Annotated in this window: 13 protein-coding genes; 4 read left to right on the plus strand and 9 right to left on the minus strand. The window is 61.9% G+C overall.

Annotated features, from left to right (window positions below; all coding sequences use genetic code 11):
* Nucleotides 1-151: 151 nt before the first annotated feature.
* The gene (locus AC1RRC_RS30875) at nucleotides 152-808 is read right to left on the minus strand and encodes a c-type cytochrome (protein ID WP_493059618.1); all 657 of its coding nucleotides are present in this window, start codon (nucleotides 806-808) and stop codon (nucleotides 152-154) included.
* 165 nt (nucleotides 809-973) lie between these two features.
* Here AC1RRC_RS30875 and yihA point away from each other — a divergent pair, with 165 nt between their 5' ends.
* The gene (yihA, locus tag AC1RRC_RS30880) at nucleotides 974-1,690 is read left to right on the plus strand and encodes a ribosome biogenesis GTP-binding protein YihA/YsxC (protein WP_493059619.1); all 717 of its coding nucleotides are present in this window, start codon (nucleotides 974-976) and stop codon (nucleotides 1,688-1,690) included.
* 21 nt (nucleotides 1,691-1,711) lie between these two features.
* Nucleotides 1,712-2,716, plus strand: a complete 1,005-nt coding sequence (hemB, locus tag AC1RRC_RS30885) for a porphobilinogen synthase (protein ID WP_493059620.1) — start codon at nucleotides 1,712-1,714, stop codon at nucleotides 2,714-2,716.
* A 60-nt stretch (nucleotides 2,717-2,776) separates the two neighbouring features.
* Here the strand turns inward: hemB and AC1RRC_RS30890 are convergent, their stop codons facing one another.
* The 7 genes from AC1RRC_RS30890 to AC1RRC_RS30920 form a co-directional block, all read right to left on the minus strand.
* Complete coding sequence (locus tag AC1RRC_RS30890; protein WP_493059622.1) at nucleotides 2,777-4,237, minus strand: high affinity choline transporter 1; 1,461 nt, start codon at nucleotides 4,235-4,237, stop codon at nucleotides 2,777-2,779.
* A gap of 108 nt (nucleotides 4,238-4,345) precedes the next feature.
* Nucleotides 4,346-4,756 carry a DUF3052 family protein gene (locus AC1RRC_RS30895; protein ID WP_493059624.1) on the minus strand — a complete coding sequence of 137 codons (411 nt, stop codon included), beginning with the start codon at nucleotides 4,754-4,756 and terminating at the stop codon, nucleotides 4,346-4,348.
* A gap of 7 nt (nucleotides 4,757-4,763) precedes the next feature.
* A complete protein-coding gene (locus AC1RRC_RS30900; protein WP_493059626.1) occupies nucleotides 4,764-5,675 on the minus strand; it encodes a cell envelope integrity TolA family protein in 912 nt (303 codons plus the stop codon).
* Nucleotides 5,676-5,987: 312 nt separating this feature from the next.
* Entirely contained in the window at nucleotides 5,988-9,113 is a 3,126-nt protein-coding gene (locus tag AC1RRC_RS30905; protein ID WP_493059627.1) for an efflux RND transporter permease subunit, read from the minus strand.
* Complete coding sequence (locus AC1RRC_RS30910; protein ID WP_493059628.1) at nucleotides 9,110-10,327, minus strand: efflux RND transporter periplasmic adaptor subunit; 1,218 nt, start codon at nucleotides 10,325-10,327, stop codon at nucleotides 9,110-9,112. Before AC1RRC_RS30910 ends, AC1RRC_RS30905 begins: the two co-directional genes overlap by 4 nt.
* Before the next feature lie 27 nt (nucleotides 10,328-10,354).
* Nucleotides 10,355-11,710, minus strand: a complete 1,356-nt coding sequence (locus AC1RRC_RS30915) for a sensor histidine kinase (protein ID WP_493059629.1) — start codon at nucleotides 11,708-11,710, stop codon at nucleotides 10,355-10,357.
* Nucleotides 11,707-12,432: a response regulator gene (locus AC1RRC_RS30920; protein WP_493059630.1), complete on the minus strand. Its 726-nt coding sequence runs from the start codon at nucleotides 12,430-12,432 to the stop codon at nucleotides 11,707-11,709. The genes AC1RRC_RS30915 and AC1RRC_RS30920 overlap by 4 nt, the downstream gene beginning before the upstream one ends.
* Before the next feature lie 207 nt (nucleotides 12,433-12,639).
* On the opposite strand from AC1RRC_RS30920, the gene AC1RRC_RS30925 reads away from it, so the two are divergent.
* Nucleotides 12,640-13,155, plus strand: a complete 516-nt coding sequence (locus AC1RRC_RS30925; protein WP_493059631.1) for a Spy/CpxP family protein refolding chaperone — start codon at nucleotides 12,640-12,642, stop codon at nucleotides 13,153-13,155.
* Nucleotides 13,156-13,368: 213 nt separating this feature from the next.
* Here the strand turns inward: AC1RRC_RS30925 and dsbD are convergent, their stop codons facing one another.
* On the minus strand, nucleotides 13,369-15,132 hold the full coding sequence (gene dsbD, locus AC1RRC_RS30930; protein WP_493059632.1) for a protein-disulfide reductase DsbD: 1,764 nt from the start codon (nucleotides 15,130-15,132) through the stop codon (nucleotides 13,369-13,371).
* 102 nt (nucleotides 15,133-15,234) lie between these two features.
* On the opposite strand from dsbD, the gene AC1RRC_RS30935 reads away from it, so the two are divergent.
* On the plus strand, nucleotides 15,235-16,911 hold the full coding sequence (locus AC1RRC_RS30935) for a M28 family peptidase (protein WP_493059634.1): 1,677 nt from the start codon (nucleotides 15,235-15,237) through the stop codon (nucleotides 16,909-16,911).
* Nucleotides 16,912-17,019 lie beyond the last annotated feature (108 nt).

The raw sequence follows: 17,019 nt of genomic DNA on the forward strand, positions 1-17,019 counted from the left end.
GGAAAACTATCTCAAATTAATTGGCGGCCAGGGTGCCCGGCGGAGAATAACACTGATATCCCATCCCCGCTAAAGTCCTTAAGCCCGGCTTAAAAACAAAAAAGCGGCCCCGTTCCCGGTAACCGCTTTTTGAGGGGACCTGCGCCCGGAATTACTTCAGGCCGGCCACGTAATCCGACACCGCCTTGATTTCATCATCGGACAGGCGCTTGGCGATGGTGGTCATTTCCGCGCTGTTTTTACGGCCTTCGCCACGGAACGCGGTCAACTGCGCCGAGGTGTAATCCTGGTGCTGGCCCGCCAGGCGCGGGAACAGTGCTGGAATGCCACCGCCCGCAGGGCCGTGGCAGGAGGCGCAGGCTGGCACGTTTTTCTCGGCGATGCCGCCGCGATAAATCTTTTTGCCCAGCTCGATCGTGTCCTTGTTCTTGGCGGCGCCGGCTTTCGGCGCCTGCGTCGACAAGTAAGCGGAGATATTCTTCATCTCCGCGTCCGTCAGCATTTTCGCGTACGTCGTCATGACGGGATTGTTACGCGCCGGGCCGGCAAAATTCACCAGCTGTTTATACAGGTAGGCTTCCGGCTGGCCGGACAGCTTGGGGTTGGCGGCAATGGTGGAATTGCCGGAGGCGCCGTGGCACGACACGCAAGCTGGCAAGCCACGGGCGTTGTCGCCGTCGGCATACAGGGTGGCGCCTTTGGCGGCATCGGCTTTGGCCGGGGCCGCGGCATGCTCGGCAGCCGAAGCGGCGCCCGAAATGGCAAGAACTGCGACAAGCAAAGACTTCACGGAAAACGCACGATTCATTCAAACACCCTGAGACAAGTGAAAAAAATGGTTGGATTGCTTTGTCAGCGGCTTATATATCAGCACGCTGCTTATTGCTTTTATGCATAACAACAATTCGTAACCCCTTATTGTACAATAGCTTTTCTGCGTTATACCTTCCCTTGTTGCATTTCTGCCCATCCCATGTCCAAACTCTGGCAAGCCCGCTTCTTTACCACCGTCAATCATTTGCGCGACCTGCCAAAGACGACGGTGCCTGAAATCGCCTTTGCCGGCCGCTCCAACGCCGGTAAATCGACCACCATTAACACCCTGTGCAACCAGAAAGGGCTGGCGTTCGCTTCGAAAACGCCGGGCCGCACGCAGCACATCAATTTCTTCTCGATCGGCGGCGCCCACGTGGCGATGCACCGCAAGGATGAAACCAAAGTCGATGAAATCCGCTGCATGATCGTGGACTTGCCCGGCTACGGCTACGCGGAAGTGTCCGGCGACACCAAGCTGTACTGGCAGCGCCTGCTGGGCGACTACGTGCAGCAGCGCGAGCAGCTGGCCGCGCTGATCCTCATTATGGATTCGCGCCGCCCGTTCACCGACCTCGACGTGCAAATGCTGGAATGGTTCGCCCCGACCGGCAAGCCGATCCATTGCATCCTGACCAAGGTTGACAAGCTGACCCGCAACGACGCCACCAACGCGCTGCGCCAGGCCAAAGCCCGGCTGGACAGCTACGTCGATGAAGACGGTGAAGGTTTCCCGTTCACCGTCCAACTGTTTTCCGCCCTCAAGCGCATCGGCATCGAAGAAGCCACGGCCAAGATCACGGAACTGGCCGGCCTCGACGAGGACGACGCGGCCGCGCATGTTGACGCCATCGATAGCCCTGACGACGACGCCTGATACCCTACTGAAGGAGACTCAATGCCCACCAACAGCAACTTCCCTCTGATCCGCATGCGCCGCATGCGCCGCGATCCTTTCTCGCGCGCCATGGTGCGTGAAAATGTCATTACCGCCGGCGACCTGATCTATCCAGTGTTCATCCTGGACGGCGCCAACCGCCGCGAACCCGTGCTGACCATGCCCGGTGTCGAGCGTGTCTCGGTGGACTTGCTGATGAAGGTGGCGGAAGAGTGCGTTGCGTTGGGTATTCCCGTGCTGTCGCTGTTCCCGAATGTCGACCCGTCGCTGAAAACCAACGATGGCATTGAAGCCACCAATCCGGAAGGCTTGATTCCGCGCGCCGTACGCGAGCTGAAAAAACATTTCCCGGAACTGGGCATCATGACCGACGTGGCGCTGGACCCGTACACCAGCCACGGCCAGGATGGCACGGTCGACGACAAGGGTTCGATCCTCAACGACGAAACCACGGCCATGCTGGTGCGCCAGGCGCTGACCCAGGCCGAATGCGGCGTGGACATCGTCGGCCCGTCCGACATGATGGATGGCCGCATTGGCGCGATCCGCGAAGCGCTGGAAAACAAGGGTTTCATCCACACCCGCATCATGGCGTATTCCGCCAAGTATGCGTCGGCGTTTTACGGCCCGTTCCGCGACGCGGTCGGTTCCGCCGCCGCGCTGGGCAAGGCCGACAAGAATACGTACCAGATGGACCCGGCCAACACCGACGAAGCGCTGCGCGAAGTCGCGCTCGATATCGCCGAAGGCGCGGACATGGTGATGGTGAAACCGGGCATGCCGTACCTGGACATCGTGCGCCGCGTCAAAGACGAATTCAAGGTGCCGACGTTTGCCTACCAGGTGTCCGGCGAATACGCGATGATCAAGGCGGCCGCGCAAAACGGCTGGCTCGACCACGACAAGGTCATGATGGAATCGATGATGGCCTTCAAGCGCGCCGGCGCCGATGGGGTGCTGACGTACTTTGCACTCGATATCGCGCGCAAATTAAAGGCCGCGTAATACCGGCACGCGGTGGCGCCAATTCCGTAGGGTGGCTTTTGCAAAGCCACCCTACACGATTTACGCCATCCCTTTGACATGGCTCTTGGCATCGCTGCGGTTGCGCAGCACCTGCGGCGCCAGCGATCCCGCAATCATGCCGATAAACGCCGCCAGCAAGCCAGCCAGTTGGCCCGGGAAGTGTTCGCCAAAGGTGGAGAGCTGCGGGAAGAACACAACCCACGTCCCGATACCGGCCGCCAGCGACACGATCGCGCCTTGCGTGGTGGCGCGCCGCCAGTACAGGCCCATCACCAGCGGCACAAACGCGCCGACCAGGGTGACCTGGTACGCGGACGACACCATGTCGTAAATCGGCGTGCCTTTCATGGCGATCGCATAGGTCAGCACCACTGCGGCAAACACCACGATCGAGGCGCGCATCGCCAGCAATTGCTGCTTGTCGCCCATTTCCGGGCGCAGGTTCTTCAGAATGTTTTCCACGAAGCTGGTCGACGGCGCCAGCAGGGTCGCGGACGAGGTGCTCTTGATGGCCGACAGCAGCGCGCCAAAGAACAGGATTTGCATGATCAGCGGCATCTTGGTCAGCACGAACGTCGGCAACAGGCGCTGGTAATCGTTTTTCGCCATTTCCATGCCCTGCTCGCCCATGACGATCACGGCGCACGCCACGATAAACATCGGCACGAACGCAAACAGGATATAGCTGGCGCCGCCAATCATGGCGCCGGTGCGGGCGGTATTGGAATCCTTGGCCGACATCACGCGCTGGAACACGTCCTGCTGCGGAATACTGCCGAACATCATGGTGACGGCCGCGCCGATGAACATGGCCATTTCCGTGAAGCTCGGCTCCGGCAAGAATTTCCACAAGTCCCGCTCGTTGGCCATGGAAATCACCGTGCCGGCGCCGCCCGCCAGGTCGGCGGAAAACACGGCAATCACGCCCAGGCCCAGCACCAGCACGATCATCTGGATGAAGTCGGTCCAGGCCACAGCCAGGAAACCGCCGACCACCACATAAATCAGCACCGCCAGGGTGCCGACGATCATGCCGGCGGTTTCCGACATGGCGCCATTGGTCAGCACGGAAAACACCAGGCCCAGCGCTGTAATTTGCGCGGCGACCCAGCCCAGGTAACTCAAGATGATGGCAACCGAGCAAAACACTTCAATGCCCTTGCCATAGCGCTGGCGGTAAAAATCGCCAATGGTCAGCAAGTTCAGCTTGTACAGCTTGGCGGCGAAAAATATGCCGACCAGGATCAGGCAAGTACCGGCGCCAAACGGGTCTTCAATCAGGGCGCCCAAACCGCCCTGCACGAATTTGGCGGGAATCCCCATCACGGTTTCCGCGCCAAACCAGGTGGCAAACGTGGTGGTCACCACCATGATCAGGGGCAGGCTGCGGCCCGCCACAGCGAAGTCAGTGGTGTTTTTGATGCGGGTACCGGCCCACATGCCCAGCGCCAGCGTGCCCAGCAGGTAGAGCACGACAAAAGAAATCAGGGTGATGTTCATCGTTCAGAGGGATAAGCAAAGTTCAGTGCGGAAAATTTGGGCGATTATAGCGGCAGAACATTACTGAAATGATGTCAAGGCCAGAAAAAGGCCACAACTACAACATCATTATTTTTCACGCAACTCTTTGCGGATCACGAGTTTCAGGCCGGACCAAGTGTCCGTCACCGCGCACACTTTCACGTCAACCAGCCCCAGCGGCAATGCCAGCGCCCGGATCGTGTCTTCCGTGATATCGGTCGGCACCTTGCTGGCTTTTTTCGGCCAGGACACCCACACCATCGCATCGGCCCGCATCGCGGCGCGGGCCTGCGCCAGCGCTTCGGCAAGCACCGCAGCGCTGGTGGTAAACACGTGGATCACGTCGGTGGCAAACGACAGTTTGGCAACAAAGCGCACGCCGTCCGGCAGCGGCGCAAGCCAGTCGCGGTAGCCATCGGGCGCATCGGGCGCCAGCACTTCGCTGCCGGCCTGGATGCCCAGTTTCTTTGCCAATGGCGTGCCGGAATAACCTGTCATGGTGGTCTTAGCCGCGCGCGCGGCGGTATTCAGGGAAGATTTCTTTCATCAGGAACGCTTCCAGTTCTGCCTGGAACGGTTTGCTCGCATTCATCTTGATGGTGCGGCCCAGGCGCTGCGAATCCCATTCGAACTCGCCCGGCTTTTCCTTGCGGATCACTTCGATCATCTTGCGCACCACGGCGGTTTCAATGTCCGGGTCGGCGCCCACTTCGACGTGGTATTGCTGCAGCCACTGGCGCTTGAAGTTGGTATTCCAGCCACGGAACTTGAAGTCCGCGCTGAGCGATGTGCGGTTCAGCACCTGGAACACGCCGCCGGTTTCTTCGCGCTCGCCGGCCGCGTTGCGGCCCTGCGCGCCCATGATGTTGGCGCGCGCCACGCGGGAAGCGCGCTGGGCTTCGGATTCTTCCGGCTCGGCCTGCTGCGGTTGCGGGTTTTCCTGCGCGCGGCGCTTGCGGGCCGCTTCCACCCGCGCTTGCATATCTTCTTCCTGCACCGGCGTGATGGTCTTCATCGGCGCTTGCACCGGCGGCACATAGACTTCCTGGCGCGGGGCGGCGGGCGCGGGTTTCGAGACAGCCTTGGCCACGCGCTGTTCGCGCACCGGTTCGGATTTTTTCGGTTCCGGCTTTGGCGCCGGCTTCGTCTTGGGCTTGTCCGCCAGCGGCGCGACCCACACCATTTCCCCTTCTTTCGCGGGCGGCTTCAGGACGATGCGGCTGCTCGGAGCAAACAGCACGTAAGCCAGCAAGGCCACGTGCAACGCGATGGAAATGCCGACGCCGACGCGGTTGTGTTTTTTCGGTCCCCAATAGCCGGCATTGCGGTCAGGCAGTTTCTGGCCGCAGGCATGGCAGTACTCATCGTGCGAGTGCGCGTGGTGATCGTCCGCGGGGGATGGGCTGGGCTGGAGCAAGATGACGAACCTTCTGCACTGCGTCTAACGGAATTGGAGGAAACGAAAAAACGAGCCGCCAGCTTACCTAATCTCGGTCTTGACGGATGTAACTGTATGTATCACATCAGCAATAAAACCAATTGTCAGAAAAGCAAACGGGCCGGAGACAATCCGGCCCGCCGTATGATAGCAGCGAGAAGCTGCGATGACTAATCAGCTGTAGGGCGGTTTCCGCACTGGCGGAAGCCGCCATGCCGGCATCGCGGTGGCATCGCACGTCATGGCGATGCGCGCACGGCGGCAAGCTTTCAGCTTACCGCCCTACGATTTTTACGATTTCACCGCTTTCAGGCCCACCACGCCATGGCTGGCCGGTTCCTCGTCCGCCAGCTGCGCATCGCTCATCGGTCCGCTGCCGCTGTATTTGTCCAGATACAAATAAATCACCGGCGTGATGTACAGCGTAATCACTTGCGAGAAAATCAAGCCACCCACCACCGCCAGGCCCAGCGGCTGGCGCAATTCCGCGCCCGCGCCCAGGCCCAGCGCGATCGGCAACGCGCCCATCAGCGCTGCCAGGGTCGTCATCATGATCGGGCGGAAGCGCAGGATGCACGCTTCGCGGATGGCAATGGCTGGCGCCAGGCCCTGTTCGCGCTGCGCGTGCAGCGCGAAGTCGATCATCATGATGGCGTTTTTCTTGACGATCCCGATCAGCATCAGGATGCCGATGATGGCAATCATGGTCAGGTCCAGCCCGAACAGGCGCAAGGTCAGCAGCGCGCCAACGGCGGCCGACGGCAAGCCGGCCAGGATGGTCAGCGGGTGGATATAGCTTTCGTACAAGACGCCCAGCAACACATAAATCACGCCCAGCGCCGCGATGATCAGGATCACCTGGCTGCCCTGCGAACTCTGGAACACCGCCGCATCGCCGCCATAGTTGGTGATGATGGATGCCGGCAAGCCCATTTCCACGCCCATTTTTTCAATCTTGGCGGTGGCATTGCCCAGCGGGACATCCGGCGCCAGGTTGAACGAGATCGTGATGGCTTGCAACTGGCCCTGGTGGTTGACGGACGTCGGGCCCACCGTGCGCTCGACCGTGGCGAAACTGGACAGTTGCACCAGCTGGCCGGCCTTGTTGCGTACGGAAATCTTGGTCAGTGCATCATCGAACTGGCGGTCTTCCGTGGCCGCTTCCAGTATCACGAAGTAACTGGCCGCCGATGAGTAAATCGTCGACACTTGCCGCTCGCCGAACGCCAGGTACAGCGCGCTGCGGATCGCGGACATTTCCACGCCCAGGCTGTTGGCCTTGTCGCGGTCGATCCGCAACGATGCCTGCAAGCCCTTGTTTTGCGAATCGCTGGTGACGTCACGGAAGTCCGCGTCGCCGCGCATGCGTTCCTGCAGCTTGCCGGCCCAGTCGCTCAGCGCATCCGGGCTGACGGACTGCAAGGTGTACTGGTAGCGGCTCTTCGATGGACGGCCACCCAGTTGCAGGTTTTGCGTGGGGCGCAGGTAGACGTTCATCCCCGGCACCTGGCGCAGCGACTTGCGCAGGCTGTCCAGCACTTGCGGCATTTTCTCGCGTTCACCTCGCGGTTTCAGTACCAGGAACATGCGGCCAGTATTGGATCCGCCCGAGAACGATGTCACGTCTTTGACGTTCGGATTGGCGCGCGCGATTTCCACCACCTTCATTTGCAGTTCCAGCATGGCGCTGGATGAAATATCTTCCGACGCTTCGGTCGTGGCCTGGATCTGGCCCAGGTCTTCCTCGGGGAAGAAACCTTTCGGGATATCGATGTACATCCAGATCGTCAGCGCAAACGTGCCGATGGCGACCGCCAGCACCACCGGACGGTGGCGCAGCGCGACGTCGAGCGTGCGCGCATAGCTGTCGCGCAGGCGGGTGAAGCCGGCTTCGAACCAGCGGCCGATAAAGCCGCCGGCCTGCTCATGGTGCGCATCTTCATGCGACAGCAGGCGCGACGACAGCATCGGCACCAGGGTCAGCGACACCACGGCCGAGACCAATACCGACAAGCCCACCACCACGGCGAATTCATGGAACAGCAGCCCGATCACACCCGGCATGAAGAAGATCGGAATGAACACGGCCACCAGCGAAATCGAAATCGAGATAATCGTAAAGCCCATTTCGCGCGACCCGACCAGCGCCGCCTGCAGCGGCTTCTTGCCCATTTCCAGGTGGCGCACGATGTTTTCCAGCACGACAATCGCGTCATCGACCACCAGGCCGACCGCCAGGGTGATGCCCAGCAGGGAAACATTGTCGAGGCTATAACCGAGCGCGTACAGCAGCGCCAGCGCGCCCAGCAGCGAAATCGGCATCGTGATGCCGGGAATGAAGGTGGCGGCCGCCTTGCGCAGGAACAGGAAAATCACCAGCACCACCAGCGCCACCGTCAGCGCCAAGGTCAGGTTGACGTCGTGGATCGCTTCGCGGATCGAAACCGAGCGGTCATTGACCAGGTTGATTTTCACGGATTGCGGCAATTGCGCCAGGAAACGCGGCAGCAGGCTGCGCACCCCATCGACCACTTGCACCGTGTTGGCGTCCGGCTGGCGCTGCACTTGCAGCACGATCGAGCGCTCGCCGTTGTAGCTGCCGGCGGCCTTGATCGACTGGTAGGAATCTTCGACCGACGCGACTTCCTTCAGCCGCACCGGCTGGCCATTGCGGGTGGCGACGATCAATTCGGCAAATTCCGCCGCTTTCATCAATTGCGCATTGCCCTGGATGGTCAGGGTCTGGCTGGGGCCATCGAGGATGCCGAGCGGCGTGTTGGTGTTGGCGGAACGGATGGCTGTGGCCAGTTCATCCAGGGTCAGGTTGCGGGCATTGAGCAAATCCGCCTTGGCGCGGATGCGCACGGCGAAACGCTTCTGGCCATTGACCGTCACCTGCGCCACGCCGGGCAAGGTGGACAGGCTGGGGGCAATCAGGTTTTCCGCATAATCGTTCAATTCCGACAGCGACAGCGAGGGCGACGTCATCGCCAGGAACATCACCGGCTGGTCGGCTGGATTGACCTTGCGGTACGACGGGATGTCCGTCATTTCCTGCGGCAGCGAACGCTGGGCGCGCAGCAGGGCCGCCTGCACGTCCACCGCAGCTTCATTGACGTTGATGCTGGTGTCGAATTCCAGGGTCAGCGACGTATTGCCCAGGGTGCTGGTGGAGGTGATCAGCGCCACGCCGGCAATCGTGGAAAACTGCTTTTCCAGCGGCAATGCGACCGACGACGCCATGGTTTCCGGACTGGCGCCCGGCAAGTCGGCGCTGACGTTGATGACCGGGGTGTTATAGCTGGGCAGCGCCGCCACGGGGATGTGGGCATAGGCCAGGATACCGGCCAGGATCAGGCTCAGCGACAGCAACACCACCATCACGGGGCGGCGTATGCACAGTTCGGACAGGTTCATACCGCACTATCCTTTTTTTCGCGCTTGCGTTCGTCGCCGCCAGGCTTGCCTTTGCCGCCACGGCCGCCTTCGGCCGACGCTTCGGCGACTTTCACCTTGGCGCCGGGACGCAGGTTTTGCTTGCCTTCCACGATGACTTTTTCATCGCCATTCAAGCCGGTCACGGCCGCATGGGCCCCGAACGAATGCACGCGGACGACATTGGCGACTTTGGCGGTCTGGTCTTCGGCGACGGTATAGACGAAGGTGCCGCGGGTATTGGTAATGATAGCGTTTTGCGGCACCACCAGCGCATCTTTCAGCGTTTGCACCGTGAGTTTGGCATTGACGTACTGGCCCGGCCACAGGCGCGTGGCGCTGTTGTCGAATTCCGCCTTGACCTTGATGACGCCTGATTGCGCATCGACCGCGTTATCGATGAAGCTCAGGTGGCCCTGGAATTCCTGGCCGCCGGACGTCACCGCGACCTTCACCTTGCCGGCCTGCTTGGCGGCCAGCAATCCGCCCAGCGCACTTTCCGGCAACGTGAACGCGACATTGATCGGGTTCAGTTGCGTGATGGTGGTCAGCGAGGTGGCCATTTGCACCAGGCTGCCCGGATAGACATTGATGGCGCCGACCCGGCCGGTCAGCGGCGCGCGGATCGTGTTGTAGCCGGCGCCGACCCGGGCCGCCTGCGCGGCCGCCTGGTCGGCCGCCAGCAAGGCTTTGGCGGCGTCCACCTGGCTGCGCAAGGTATCGACCGCGCCCTGCGCGATGAAGTTCTGCGACAGCAATTCCTGGCTGCGCTTGTACTGGCGTTCCAGGTCCATCAAGCTGGCGCGGTCGCGCTGCACTTGCGCCTGGGCTTTTTCCACGTTGGCCTGGTCGCTGCGGCTGTCCAGCGAAAAGATCAGCTGGCCCTGTTTGACGAAATCGCCTTCCTTGATGTGGACCTGGGTGATGGTGCTGGTGGTTTGCGGGTGCAGGTCCACCGTGGACAGCGGCGACACCGTGCCATTGGCCTGCAACATGACCGCCACGTCCTGGCGCTGCGGCGCCACCACGTTGACGGTGGTCGGGCCTTGCTGGCCGCCGCCTTTGCCTTGTCCCTGGCCCTGCGCCTGGGCAGGCGCGGCGCCGCCCTGCTGCGCTGCGGGTTTAGTGTAAAACCAGGCGCCGGCGCCGATCGCGGCCGCTGCGCCCACCAGGATGACCAGTGTGGATTTCTTCATATTGTATTGGTCGCCCCTTTCGGGGCGTTAGTTGCCTGCGTAGTATTCAGGGACGACAAGGGTGACTTCGAGCCCGCCGTCGGGATGGTTGGCCAGCGCCAGGCTGGCGCCGTGCTGTTCCGCGATATTGCGGGCAATGGTCAGCCCCAGGCCGGTGCCGCCGGATTCGCGCGAGCGGGAACTCTCAATCCGGTAAAACGGTTCAAAGACTTGCGCCAGCTGGTCCGGGGCGATGCCGGGGCCGCTGTCGCGGATGCGGATGCGGGCCGCGCCCACCATGCGCTCGACGGTGACGCCCGCATTCTGACCATACTTGACGGCATTGTCGAGCAAGTTCACCAGGCAGCGGCGGATCGCCAGCGGGCGGCCCATCAGCGCCATCGACGCGCGGCCTTTCAGGGTCACGTCCTGGCCCGCATCTGCCGCATCGGCGCAGACGCTGTCGAGCAGCGAATCGAGGTCCAGCGCCTGCATGGTTTCCGTGCTGTCCATGCTGCGCGCCAGTTCCAGGCCTTCCTTGACCATTTGCTGGGTGGCGGACAGGTCCCCCAGCAGCTTGTACTGCAAGTCCGCGTCCGACACTTTTTCCAGCCGCAGGCGCATGCGCGTCAGCGGCGTCTGCAAATCGTGGGTGATGGCGGCCAGCATTTGCGTGCGCTGGAAAATGTGCTGGCGGATGCGCGCCTGCATCGCGTTGAACGCGGCGGCAGCCTGGCGGATTTCCGCCGCGCCGCGCAATGCCAGCGGCGGACGGTTGATGTCGTCGCCCAGGTCGCGCGCCGCCTTGGCCAGCTGTTTCAGCGGCCGCACGGTCATGCGCGTCACCAGGAACGCCAGGCCGATCATCGACAGTGCGAACGGCACGAAGGTGGCGATTTCATTCTGGCCGGTCGGTGGCGGTGGTTTCGGCGGCAGCACGGTCAGGCGCATGACGGAGCCGTCGTGCATGGTCACATTCATGGCTTCGCAGGTGCCGCGCCACTGGGCCGGGCCAAAGATCGAATTGATCTGGCGCGGTTCATCGCAGGCGGCCGGGCGGTCCGCCACCGGCATCACCTTGTAGTCGGTGCCCAGGCGGGTGGACAGCTGGCGGGAAAAATCGGTTTGCGCGGAACCGCCCGGCATCGCGTCAGCGGTCGGCTCCAGCCGGATCGCGCCCTTGACCGCGATCTTCTGATACATGTCGCGCGCTTCGGGTTTGATCACGGCGGCAATGCTGATCAACTCTTCCGCGCGGTCCAGCGCATAGGCATCGCGGTAACGCTCGACGGTGCGCTGGCGCTCCATGACCGCCAGGTACTGGGTCAGCGATGCCGACGCCACGATCCCCAGCAGCAGGACGGAAAACACCCTGCCCGTCATCGACATCCAGAACGCCTTCACGCGCCCTCCACCGAGACCGCGCCGGCCAGCACATAGCCGCCATTGCGCACGGTCTTGATGATTTGCGGCACGCGCGCATCTTCACCGAGTTTCTGGCGCAGGCGGCTGATCTGGATATCGATCGAGCGGTCAAACGGGTCGGCGTCGCGGCCCTGCGTCAGGTTCAGCAACTGGTCGCGGTTCAGCACGCGGTTCGGGTGTTCGAGGAACACTTTCAGCAAGCGAAATTCCGCGCCGGACAGCATGATGACGATGCCATCGGGATTGACCAGGTGGCGCGCCGTCAGGTCCAGCGTCCAGTTCGAGAAGCGCATTTTCTGCACCTTGTCGGACCCGGCGTTCGATGGCATCGCATGGCTGCGGCGCAGCACGCTGCGGATACGGGCCAGCAATTCACGCGGTTCGAACGGCTTCGGCAAATAATCGTCGGCGCCCATTTCCAGGCCCAGGATCCGGTCCAGCGGCTCGCTGCGGGCGGTCAGCATGATCACCGGCAGCGACGAGGTGGCGCGCAGTTTGCGGCACAGGGTCAGGCCATCTTCGCCCGGCATGTTCAAGTCCAGCACGATCAGGTCCGGGCGTGCGTCTTCCAGCTGTTTCCACATGCCGGCGCCATCCGCCGCACATTGGGTACGGTAACCGTTGCTTTCCAGGTAATCGGCCAGCAAGGTGCGGATATCGCGGTCGTCATCGACGATCAGAATGGTAGAAATCGGTTCCATGCCTCAATTATCCTTAGTTCAGGGGGGGATAGCCAATGACCGTTTGTATCGTCTTGTATATCGGAGGAAACTGGATGTCAGGCGCCAGCAACACCGAAACAGTTTGATACAAAAGCTTCGGCAAGGGACACGGAGTGGAAACAGCCCGGTGCCAAGATGGTTCCATGTGCAGCACAGTTGACCTGCACCCCACTGAAAGGACACATCATGAAAAACACGATTGCCAAAGCTGTAATGGTTGCCTTGCTGGGCCTGGGCGCCCTGGGCTCCACTTATGCCGCCGACCAGGCGGCAGGCGGCCGCCACGGCCACGCACTGAGCCAGGAAGAGCGCGCAGCAAAACACGAAGAACATAAAGCCAAATTTGCCGAGATGGTGGCAAAACACCAGGCTGCCCTGCACGATAAACTGAAACTGACCGCCGCGCAGGAACCGGCATGGCAAACTTTTGTTGCCGCCGTCACGCCAACCTTGCCGACGCTGCAAGAACGCAGTGCCGCCGCGTCAACCGCGACGGCGCCGGAACGCCTGGACCAGCACCTGGCCATGGCCAAGCAGCACGTGGCGAAAATGGAAACCCGCGCCGCCGCCACCAAAGTGTTTTATGCACAGCTCACGCCGGAACAGCAAAAAACCTTTGATGCGGAAGCGGCCAGGATGCACCGCAGGATGGGGCACGGCATGGGCCACCGCGTCATGATGCACCACCGCGGCGGCATGTGATGTAACGATTGCGTAAGCGCCCCCTCACCTGCCAAGGCGAGGGGGCGTCACGCTGTAAGTATCAAGAAATTATTGTGAAATTATGACGAACAGAACCGGATGCGCTGCAAGGCGCCCGGTGCGACGCAGTGCGAGCACTGCTAGCAGCGGGCAACGCCGCAGAGCGCCGGTTATGGAAGTCAGAATTCACAAGAATTTATGCGTACTTACTGTTTATTTCAATTTTTCCAGTGATTGCATGAATTTCTGTGCATCCTGGAAGCCGACAACGCGGGAATCCGGGATTTCCTGGCCCTGCGCGTTGAACAAGATGATGCCGGGCGGGCCGAACAGTTTAAAACGTTTCAGCATGGCCTTGTCATCGGCATCGTTGGCCGTCACGTCGGCCTGCAGCAACACGGTGTTGGCCAGGCGGGCCTGCACTTCCGGTTTTACAAACGTCAACTTTTCCATTTCCTTGCAGGACACGCACCAGTCCGCGTAAAAGTCCAGGATAACGGTCTTGCCGCCGGTCTTCGCCAGTACTTCATCAAGTTGCGCCACGGTCTTGATGCGGGTGAATGCCAGGCCGTGCTGCGCCCCGCCCTTCCCCAGGTGCGCCAGCGGCGCCAGCAAGTCGCGCCCGCCGGTCGCCACGCCGACCAGTTGCACACCGCCCAGCGCCAGGAACACCAGCGACACCAGCTTGCCCTTGCGGCCGGAGCGGGCCAGCAAAACCATGCCATAGACCAGGCCCAGGAATGCAAAGCCCGCCATCGTCACCACCACCGGCAAGACCGGCGACACCAGCCACAGCGCAACACCCAGCAACAGCACGCCAAAGAACCGTTTCACGTGTTCCATCCACATGCCGGCGCGCGGCAGCAAGGCGCCGGCCGATACCCCCACCAGCAACAACGGCACGCTCATGCCGGCCGCCATCGCGAACAGGGCGCCGCCACCAATGACGACGTCGCGCGTCTGGCTGATATACACCAGCGCACCGGCCAATGGCGCGGCCACGCACGGCCCCACGATCAGCGCGGAAATCGCGCCCATAATGAACACGCCCGCCAGGCGTCCGCCGGACTGGCGGTTCGACGCGGCGCTTAATCTGCTTTGCAGCGCGGCCGGCACCTGCAACTCGTAGACGCCGAACATGGACAGGGCCAGCGCCGCCATCAGCACGCCGAACGCGCCCAGCACCCACGGATTCTGTAATGCCGCCGCCAGGCCTTCGCCGGCCAGCCCGGCCGCCACGCCCAGCGCGGTATACACGATGGCCATGCCCAGCGAATAAGTGGACGACAGCAGCAGGCCGCGCGAGCGGCTCGATGGCGCGCCATCGCCCACCACGATGGACGACAGGATCGGCACCATCGGCAGCACGCATGGCGTGAACGACAGGCCCAGGCCCAGCAACGCGAACAGCGGCAGGATGACCAGCAGACGGCCACCTTTCAGGGCCGATTCAATCTGGCCCAGATCGCTTTGCTGCGCGGCGGCGCCGGTGGCAGCGTTGGCGGCATTCGCGGACGCCTGCGCGGCCGACACATCGCCGCTGCCGGCCACGGCTGTGCCGCCGGCCGCCATCAGCTTGGCCGAGGCGTCCTGTGGCGAATAGCACAAGCCTTTATCGGAACAGCCCTGGCCCGTCACCGTCAAGGTGAACGGTCCGGCGCCATCGACCGGCACGGTGATCGTCACCTGGCGGCGGTAGGTTTCCACTTCCTTGTTAAAGGTTTCATCGAATTTGACCTTGCCGGGCGGGATGTCCGGCTGGCCCAGGGTGGCGCCATTGGCCTTGAAGGCAAAGCGTTCACGGTACATGTAATAGCCGTCCGCGATGTCAAAGGTGACGGCGGCAGTCTTGCCGTCCACCATGCGGGCGGAGAATTTAAAGGCGACGGCGGGATCAAGGAATTCGTCTTCGGCGTGCGCGGCGCCGGCCAGCAGCAGGAACAACGCGGCCAGCAAGCGGATGAAGGTGTGGAACATGACTGCTTTCAGGGTGACATTGCAACGGGTTATGGTACACCGGGTTTGGCCAGGCATGAAATATGCGAAACTCATAAGCTCAATCACTCCGTGGGATAAGACATGGCAGCCAAACGCATTACTTTCCTCCCCATTGTGCCGCTGCTGGCACTGGCGGCCAGCCAGGCCGGCGCCCAGGCGCCCGCTGCCGCGCTGAAAGCGATTTCCGAACAAGGATTACTGGCAAACATCAAGGTGCTGGCGTCCGATGAATTCGAAGGGCGCGCGCCCGGTTCCGAGGGCGAGCGCAAGACCATCGCTTACCTTGAACAGCAATTCAAGCAGCTGGGACTCAAGCCGGGCAATCCCGACGGGACCTATGTGCAAAAAGTGCCGATGCGGGGCCAGACGCCGGCGCCCACGTTCAGCTATACGATGGCCGGCAAAACCGTGCCGCTGCGCTTCCCGGACGATTACGTCGCGCACTCGACGGCGGTGCAGACGCAGGTGTCCATTCCCTCGTCGGAGATTGTGTTTGTCGGCTATGGCGTGCAGGCGCCGGAATATGGCTGGGATGATTACAAAGGCGCAGATCTGCGCGGCAAGACCTTGCTGATGCTGATTAACGATCCCGCCATTCCGGATCCCGCCGATCCCGCGCAGCTGGACAAAACCATGTTCAAGGGTACGGCCATGACGTATTACGGCCGCTGGACTTACAAGTATGAAATCGCCGCCAAACTGGGCGCGGCGGCGGCCATCATCATCCATGAAACCAAGCCTGCCGCGTACCCGTATGACGTGGTGAAAACCGGTGGCCTGGCCGAGAATTTCAGCCTGCTGCGCGATGGTCCCGATCCCGATGCGCCAGTGATCCCGGGCTGGATCCACCTGGACCGCGCCAAGGACATGCTGGCGGCGGCGGGGCATGACTTCGACGCGTTGAAACAGGCCGCGCTGCGCAAGGATTTCAAGCCAGTTGCGTTGAACGGCACGGCCTCGTTCCAGGTGGCGAACCAGGCCCGCAACGTGCAGTCGCATAACGTGGTGGCGAAGATCGAGGGGTCCGATCCCAAGCTGAAACACGAGTTCATCGTGTACACCGCGCACTGGGACCATTTCGGGATCGATGAAAAACTGCCGGGCCCGCGCTCGCGCCAGATTTACCATGGCGCGCTCGATAACGCGTCCGGCACCAGCGCGCTGCTGGAGCTGGCCAAGGCGTACAAGGCGCTGCCGAAGGCGCCGAAGCGCTCGATCCTGTTTGTCGCGACCACGGCGGAAGAACGGGGACTGCTGGGGGCGAAGTATTACGCGAAGCACCCGCTTTACCCGCTCGATAAAACGCTGGCCAACATCAATATCGATGGCATCAATGCGTGGGGCAAGACCGCACAAATTGAAAACGTGACGTCGGGCCATTCGACCCTCGATGACTTGCTGGCCAAGTACGCCGCCACGCAGGGGCGCAGGATGGAGCCGGATTCGCGTCCGGAACTGGGCAGCTTCTACCGCGCCGACCAGCTGGAATTCGCCCGCGTGGGGGTGCCGGTGCTGTACACCAAGGCGCGCAGCAATTACATCGGCAAACCCGCCGATTATGCCCGCCAGGTGGTCGATCACTACGTGGCGCATGATTACCACAAGGTGTCGGACGACGTGCGCGGCGACTGGGACTTTTCCGGCGGGGTGCAGGATATCGAGCTGCTGTTCCAGGTCGGGTATGACATCGCGCAGGGCAAGACCTGGCCGCAGTGGAAAGCCGGCTCGGAATTCAAGGGCGCCACGCGCGGCAAATAAACCACTATCGCCCCCATCCCGAACGATAGTACTAAAGGGGCCAGGCCCCAAAATGTCGACTAGTTGCATTTCGTCGGGGCGAAAAAAAAGCCGGGCAAGCCCGGCTTT

The organism is Pseudoduganella sp. GW821-FHT12E03 (genome assembly GCF_058807115.1).

Bases quoted from the DNA above. Each gene is read 5' to 3' on its own strand.
- AC1RRC_RS30875 (WP_493059618.1), bottom strand. From the start codon at position 808: ATGAATCGTGCGTTTTCCGTGAAGTCTTTGCTTGTCGCAGTTCTTGCC.
- AC1RRC_RS30905 (WP_493059627.1), bottom strand. From the start codon at position 9,113: ATGAACCTGTCCGAACTGTGCATACGCCGCCCCGTGATGGTGGTGTTG.
- AC1RRC_RS30895 (WP_493059624.1), bottom strand. From the start codon at position 4,756: ATGACAGGTTATTCCGGCACGCCATTGGCAAAGAAACTGGGCATCCAG.
- AC1RRC_RS30890 (WP_493059622.1), bottom strand. From the start codon at position 4,237: ATGAACATCACCCTGATTTCTTTTGTCGTGCTCTACCTGCTGGGCACG.
- AC1RRC_RS30910 (WP_493059628.1), bottom strand. From the start codon at position 10,327: ATGAAGAAATCCACACTGGTCATCCTGGTGGGCGCAGCGGCCGCGATC.
- dsbD (WP_493059632.1), bottom strand. From the start codon at position 15,132: ATGTTCCACACCTTCATCCGCTTGCTGGCCGCGTTGTTCCTGCTGCTG.
- AC1RRC_RS30935 (WP_493059634.1), top strand. From the start codon at position 15,235: ATGGCAGCCAAACGCATTACTTTCCTCCCCATTGTGCCGCTGCTGGCA.
- hemB (WP_493059620.1), top strand. From the start codon at position 1,712: ATGCCCACCAACAGCAACTTCCCTCTGATCCGCATGCGCCGCATGCGC.
- AC1RRC_RS30925 (WP_493059631.1), top strand. From the start codon at position 12,640: ATGAAAAACACGATTGCCAAAGCTGTAATGGTTGCCTTGCTGGGCCTG.
- yihA (WP_493059619.1), top strand. From the start codon at position 974: ATGTCCAAACTCTGGCAAGCCCGCTTCTTTACCACCGTCAATCATTTG.
- AC1RRC_RS30920 (WP_493059630.1), bottom strand. From the start codon at position 12,432: ATGGAACCGATTTCTACCATTCTGATCGTCGATGACGACCGCGATATC.